9 protein-coding genes are annotated in these 5,559 nt (G+C 39.6%); 4 read left to right on the forward strand and 5 right to left on the reverse strand.

Annotated elements, in window-relative coordinates; genetic code table 11:
• A partial coding sequence (locus tag KO499_RS01655; RefSeq protein WP_215982007.1) for a hypothetical protein occupies positions 1–204 on the forward strand: 204 nt, incomplete at its 5' end.
• A gap of 70 nt (positions 205–274) precedes the next feature.
• Here KO499_RS01655 and KO499_RS01660 read toward each other — a convergent pair.
• The 5 genes from KO499_RS01660 to KO499_RS01690 all read right to left on the reverse strand — a co-directional run bounded on the left by KO499_RS01660 (position 275) and on the right by KO499_RS01690 (position 3,476).
• Positions 275–688 (reverse strand): hypothetical protein, encoded by a 414-nt coding sequence (locus KO499_RS01660; RefSeq protein WP_012774818.1) that lies wholly within the window; start codon positions 686–688, stop codon positions 275–277.
• 153 nt (positions 689–841) lie between these two features.
• Positions 842–1,165, reverse strand: coding sequence for a hypothetical protein (locus KO499_RS01670; RefSeq protein WP_012774869.1), 324 nt, complete (start codon positions 1,163–1,165; stop codon positions 842–844).
• A 160-nt stretch (positions 1,166–1,325) separates the two neighbouring features.
• Positions 1,326–1,856: a hypothetical protein gene (locus KO499_RS01680; protein WP_012774868.1), complete on the reverse strand. Its 531-nt coding sequence runs from the start codon at positions 1,854–1,856 to the stop codon at positions 1,326–1,328.
• A gap of 167 nt (positions 1,857–2,023) precedes the next feature.
• Complete coding sequence (locus KO499_RS01685) at positions 2,024–2,464, reverse strand: hypothetical protein (protein ID WP_012774867.1); 441 nt, start codon at positions 2,462–2,464, stop codon at positions 2,024–2,026.
• 355 nt (positions 2,465–2,819) lie between these two features.
• On the reverse strand, positions 2,820–3,476 hold the full coding sequence (locus tag KO499_RS01690; RefSeq protein ID WP_012774866.1) for a DNA adenine methylase: 657 nt from the start codon (positions 3,474–3,476) through the stop codon (positions 2,820–2,822).
• Positions 3,477–3,918: 442 nt separating this feature from the next.
• On the opposite strand from KO499_RS01690, the gene radC reads away from it, so the two are divergent.
• The 3 genes from radC to KO499_RS01705 all read left to right on the forward strand — a co-directional run bounded on the left by radC (position 3,919) and on the right by KO499_RS01705 (position 5,372).
• Positions 3,919–4,389 (forward strand): RadC family protein, encoded by a 471-nt coding sequence (radC, locus tag KO499_RS01695; protein ID WP_012774865.1) that lies wholly within the window; start codon positions 3,919–3,921, stop codon positions 4,387–4,389.
• A 46-nt stretch (positions 4,390–4,435) separates the two neighbouring features.
• Positions 4,436–4,774: a helix-turn-helix domain-containing protein gene (locus KO499_RS01700; protein WP_012774864.1), complete on the forward strand. Its 339-nt coding sequence runs from the start codon at positions 4,436–4,438 to the stop codon at positions 4,772–4,774.
• 70 nt (positions 4,775–4,844) lie between these two features.
• Positions 4,845–5,372: a hypothetical protein gene (locus KO499_RS01705; protein WP_215982008.1), complete on the forward strand. Its 528-nt coding sequence runs from the start codon at positions 4,845–4,847 to the stop codon at positions 5,370–5,372.
• Positions 5,373–5,559: the final 187 nt, after the last annotated feature.

The following is a 5,559-nucleotide window of genomic DNA, read 5'->3' on the forward strand; positions in this document are numbered from 1 at the left end:
GGCTTTGACTTCGGTTTTTTAGCATATTCTGTCGGCATAACACCTATATTTTGCTCGGTGCGGATCTTTTATTGCTTTTTTCGTAAATCAGGGGAAACGTTGGGAGATAGTATCTACCTTCACGACCTAATGCTTGTCGAAGAATTCGATGATGAAAACCAATGGAACAAAGTTAAAAAAGAAGTTCTAAAAGAGTTTAAATAACGACATCTCACATGAAAATCCGCCTATCTCAACCTTAGGCGGTAGCTTTATGCGCATTAAGCTCTTTTTGTCATACATTTGATTTATCCTGAGTTTTAACCGCATTTACGAAGTCACTTTTCAGTCTGTTGAACGAACCAAAAGTAGCCGAAGGCTCATCTGCAAATAAATCGGTCACCTCTGAAACTAATAAGCTAGCTTTGTCATACACTTCGTTAGTACTAAATAATTCAATAAGAACGAGATCCTCGTTGATTGGCGAGAGATAAGTTGAGTAGTTTTTAGAGCTATCTAAATCTAGGGCACTAATCGCAGTTGAAACCTTTGACAAGAAAGAACAGTAGATTAAGTTCAAATTTTCTTTTTGCTTTTGCCGCTCGTTCGTTTCAAGTTCCAACTTTTTAAATTTGTATGTTGCCACATAGGAAATAACAGAACCAACCACAACACCCATGAAGCCGATCAAAGAAGTTAGTAAATCCAAGATTACTCCTTAGTTTGGTTAAAATGTATAGTCCAATTAAGGTGAGGCACGCAATACCGAAGCTTCCGCATACCACCTTAAACACTAAAGCCAACGCATGGTAAAAATGCCACGCGTGCCGAATCACTCTTGAACAATTTGTTATAGAGCAACTCAAAGGCTGCTCGAAGTTATTCCTTTAAAAGACTTAAACTGACAGTCTCCTACTGTTTCGTATTCCAAACCTAAGCGATCTTTGGGTTCTCTTTTTATGGTCACTCCTACCATGTCAGAAGCTTTACTTGGGCATTTACCTTTTGATTCTTTGTAAAGATTTGCAGCACTTTCTAGAGCTGTGACATCTGTAATTTCCATCTGCACTGCAATTTTTTCACGCTGTTCTTCATGCTTTGCCGTTTTAACCGAATCATAAATAAAAGGGCTAGCGACAACACAAGCGCCAATCACCAGTGAACCAAATATGATTGATTTATTCATTATTATCTTCCTAAATTCAAATTTTGTATTGCGCTATAACGCGTTAAGGGGCAGCCAACGCCACTACCAAGCCTCCGCATAACACCTTAACCACAAAAACCAACGCATGATAAAAATGCCTCGCGTTGGCTGTCCCTCTTTAACGCCTTGTTGAATAGCCTTATGACTTCCCACAAACTGTCAACTCTAACGTGCTAATTAATGCTTCTTTAGCTCCATTTAAACTAACACTTGTTGAGTGGGTTTCTAAAGAGTTAATTCTATATCTGATTTTTAACTCACTACCTGATAATAACTCACTAATAAAACCACATTTTTTCACTTGGTCTTCCTTACCATGCCAAACACTAAAAGCGATTGTGCTAGGCTCCCATTGGTAGAAAGATTGTCCAACACCAGAACCTAAGCGTTTAAGAAATTTAGGATCTATTTCTTTAGTTTTATTCTTATCGACACGCATTTCTATAAGAGTATCAGGTTCAAATGAGCCTATATCTTTTCTTGTAATAAAAAACCAAACATATCCGGTATCTAAATTTCTACTAATTTGAATGTTATGACTGGCATCGTTGTAAGTCATATATTTCGTTTTTGTATCAGTAAACTCATCTACTTTATCAGTAACATTCCACTTTGCGAACGCTGATATTGGCAACAGAATCAACACTAACACTAATATTTTTTTGTACATTTACGCACCTCAATTTAATTACATCGGAATCACAGTGGATATTTAACGCCCGCTTAAGTGGTGAGCAACGCATTACCGATGTTTCCGCATACCACCTAAATCATTAAATTCGCCGCAAACCACAAATGCCACGCGTTGCGAATCCGTCTTAAAGCGTTTGTTATATTTTATTTTGGGTCACTACTCTGCTCTTGTGTTTTCTGCTTATCTGCCTTTCTCTCCGCTGCAATCGATAACTCTAATAAAACCTGATTCAAGAGAGTGTTTTGTTCTTGGACTAAATTCTCCAACTTAGTCGCTGATTCTGAGGAAGAAAAGTAAGAAACTATTGAGAAAAATGCCGATAAACATAAAGCGATAACACTCACAAATAGCATTACTCTATTCCATCTTTCTGTAGATGCTGAATTCGACTCCGTATGTTCCGACAGCTTTTGCAAGGTACTGTTTGTTTCATCCAGCGGATTTTTTGGTATATCGTGTATGAAAGGAGCTTGTTCATGTAAACCAGTATGAGCATTTTCTTTTGGCGGATTCGCTTTTTTATCCAGTTTACTCTGCTCAAGTTTCTTTAAATCAACAACAAAACCATGTTTAGATTTGTTCATATGCCCTCTAAAATATAACGCTTATTAGGCGACACATAGTCGTCTTTCATCCTTCGATAGTGCAGTCTTTTTCATATTAACTCAACTGATAATCAATAAGTTATACCACATGAAGGGAAGTTAGACTGCAAGATGTCTCCTAATGACGAGAATGAAAAATTATCAACTCCATCGAATAACTTTTAGTAGGGTAAACGCACACCCCCTAAATGTGTAGAGTATTAGCTCTGAACGATTTTGGGGCATTTTCGATTTAGGAATGGCAGCGTATCGATTGCGATCGCTGCCATTTTATTATGATACTTTAATACTCAGTATGAATCTTTATTACTTGGTATGAGACTTTATTACTCTCTCACAACGATTGTAAAATTGCTGATAAAACGGCTTGCTTTTCACCTGGCGGCAAAGACTTAAAATTGTTGGCCCATCTAGCCGCCTTTCTTTTGATGCGTTGTCTGTCGGTGAAGTTTGTCCCTGCGAACGTATGGTAATGAATGTCCCCAGGCTTGAAGTTGCACCACACTGTTTCTGTTCGGACCCCTCCTCGACTCATACACTGAAAATCTATACTCCACCAATCCTTTAGGTGTTCGTCGTATAGGTCACTGCGATAACCAGAAAGAAGGACATAACAAGGTAAGCTACAAAGTATTTCCAGTAGTTCTATATGGTCCTCATTAGTGAGTTCATAATCATATTTAGCTGAACTGGTGCGCGTGTCAGGGACATAAGGAGGGTCGGCATAGACAACCGTTCTACCACTGGACTCGAAATCATGGGTACGTAAATAATCAAAAGCATCACCACAAATCAAGCTTGCTGCAGCATAGTCAAATTCATCTATACATTTCTTGTTTAAGTCGATGCCAATATTTTTTTGAGCAGGGGCTTTCCTTTTCATGACTGCACCCGTACCAAGAAATGCTTCGATATAAGTATCGTGTGGCGGTATTAGATTGATAATTGTCTGAAACACCCCGCTTCCACTTTTAGCGCCTAAATAACCCACTTTCTAACCCTCATTCCTTACTCTGTGGCCAGTATAGACATTTATGTCTATGACGGCCACAGCTGCCATAGATATAGGTGTCTATACTCGATGAAAATTACGCCAGGAAGGAAATCCAATAGCTTTATTCCTTTTAGCTGCTAGAAAATAACCTAACCTAGCTAATTTGGGTTGGTTAAATTGAATTGGTCAAATAGCCTCGATGTTCACTTATATTGTCCTATCAACATTCACCAGGTAAATAGAGCATACCTAAAATGAACACCTCTTAAAAAGACACATGATTGTTTTTACGCCAAAAGTAAATGCTATCAATTTTTGAGTGGAGCGTTAGCCCTAAAGTCTTATTACACATTGGAAATAATGAAGAAATAAATTAAAAAAAAGTAGACGCCGCCACAGCGGGGCGGTATAATTGTTTACGAAAGGTCGGGAATGTTCCATGACCTATAAATGGAGAAACGCAATGTTTACACCAGAAGAACAAAGCATCATTGACCAAGCAGCCGCTATTTTTGCAAAAAAAATCAAAACTTGTGATGCCTTTACCAGTCCTGATCTAGTTAAAGGCTTTTGCCAGGCTCGACTTGCTACATCTGAGCGTGAAATTTTCATGCTGCTAATACTCGATAATCAGCACCGACTAATTGAAGCCGTAGAGCTTTTTCAGGGAACGATTGATAGTGCCTCTGTATATCCGCGTGAGGTTGTAAAATCCGTTCTCAAACACAATGGCGCAGCTGTGATCCTGGCTCATAATCATCCGTCAGGTGTTGCAACCCCATCTAGTTCTGATCGTCGTATTACACGAAGAATAAAAGACGCTTTGGAGTTGGTTGATGTTCGTACTTTGGATCACATCGTGGTCAGTGTTGAAGAAACTTATGCGTTCTCTGAGCATGGGATAATTTAGTTATGACTGCGCGGCACACTGTGTCGCGCTCTAAGGGTTTGTTAATATGAGTGAAGATAAAACACTATACAGCGGCTTTGAACCGCAAATGACGCTAGATGATCTAATGAACTCTCAATGCACTTTGCCTTTGAGTGATCCTGATTATCTTTCACCGACACCAGAGCAAATAAAATGGCTGCGAGTTTATCTTGGTTTGTCTCAAGCAAAACTTGGCTATTTTCTTGGTAAGACGGTAAGTCCCAAAGGTTGTTCTATTGTTCGTAAATGGGAAACTGCAAGCGATAAAAAAGAACACCGAGAAATTGATGCGAACGCATGGCGCAGAATGCTATATGCTGCGAATTTAGCAAGTCCCGAAGATGATATTAAGCAAGTTCGATAGTGGACAGTACAAGTAGGTATAATCACAGTTTTTGAGACTTTCAATAAGAATAAATCAGAGAGGAAAAGTAATGTCTGATATGGAATTTACTAAATACTGGACTTCTGAGCGTGCTCGAAAAAAGCAAACGGCACTGACAAAGCTTTCTAACGGCTTGCTTAAAGAAGTTATCGAGAACCCATTAGCAACAGAACTGTTTGAGCCAGAAGAAATCGAAGCTATGAAAGTTGCGGCTCAAGCTTTGAGTCAAGCCAAGCATAAATTTGCACATATCAAAGAGAAGAAAGCTCGCATTGAAAAGCGCAAGGCTCAAGAACTGGCGCACATTAAATCCCAATGCAGTAAATACGCCACTCAGGTCTTGGAATCTCTGAACTCAGACAGTGATATTTTCACCAAAGAGCAGCTTTGTCTATGGGTGACTGCGGCGCACTTTACACGTATGCGTAACATTCCCGAATCTTGGGAGTTAGACATTAACGATAATATCGAGAATCACTACCTGGACAGTGATCATACGCTTAGGCAGCGTCATATTTGGACTATGCGCGAAAAGGCTCAAAGGTCTTTAGGGAAGGTGCGATTTAATCAGTCATGACGATCCAGAGCCTGGATATCCTCCTTACGCGGCAAAGTAAGCACCCCAGTTTGGACAATATTTAATCTCCCCCATCAACTCAGGGTAAGCAAAATGTCACTGCTCCACTGATATTACAATGATTTTCACGACATCCCCGCCAGTTGTCCCGCCCGCACCAAATTGCACATTGCAAACAGCATTGAAA

It is taken from the genome of Marinobacter sp. F3R08 (assembly GCF_018860425.1).
Taxonomy (GTDB): domain Bacteria; phylum Pseudomonadota; class Gammaproteobacteria; order Pseudomonadales; family Oleiphilaceae; genus Marinobacter.

Coding starts and splice junctions, on each gene's coding strand:
- KO499_RS01685 (WP_012774867.1), bottom strand. CDS start 2,464: ATGAACAAATCTAAACATGGTTTTGTTGTTGATTTAAAGAAACTTGAG.
- KO499_RS01670 (WP_012774869.1), bottom strand. CDS start 1,165: ATGAATAAATCAATCATATTTGGTTCACTGGTGATTGGCGCTTGTGTT.
- radC (WP_012774865.1), top strand. CDS start 3,919: ATGACCTATAAATGGAGAAACGCAATGTTTACACCAGAAGAACAAAGC.
- KO499_RS01700 (WP_012774864.1), top strand. CDS start 4,436: ATGAGTGAAGATAAAACACTATACAGCGGCTTTGAACCGCAAATGACG.
- KO499_RS01705 (WP_215982008.1), top strand. CDS start 4,845: ATGTCTGATATGGAATTTACTAAATACTGGACTTCTGAGCGTGCTCGA.
- KO499_RS01680 (WP_012774868.1), bottom strand. CDS start 1,856: ATGTACAAAAAAATATTAGTGTTAGTGTTGATTCTGTTGCCAATATCA.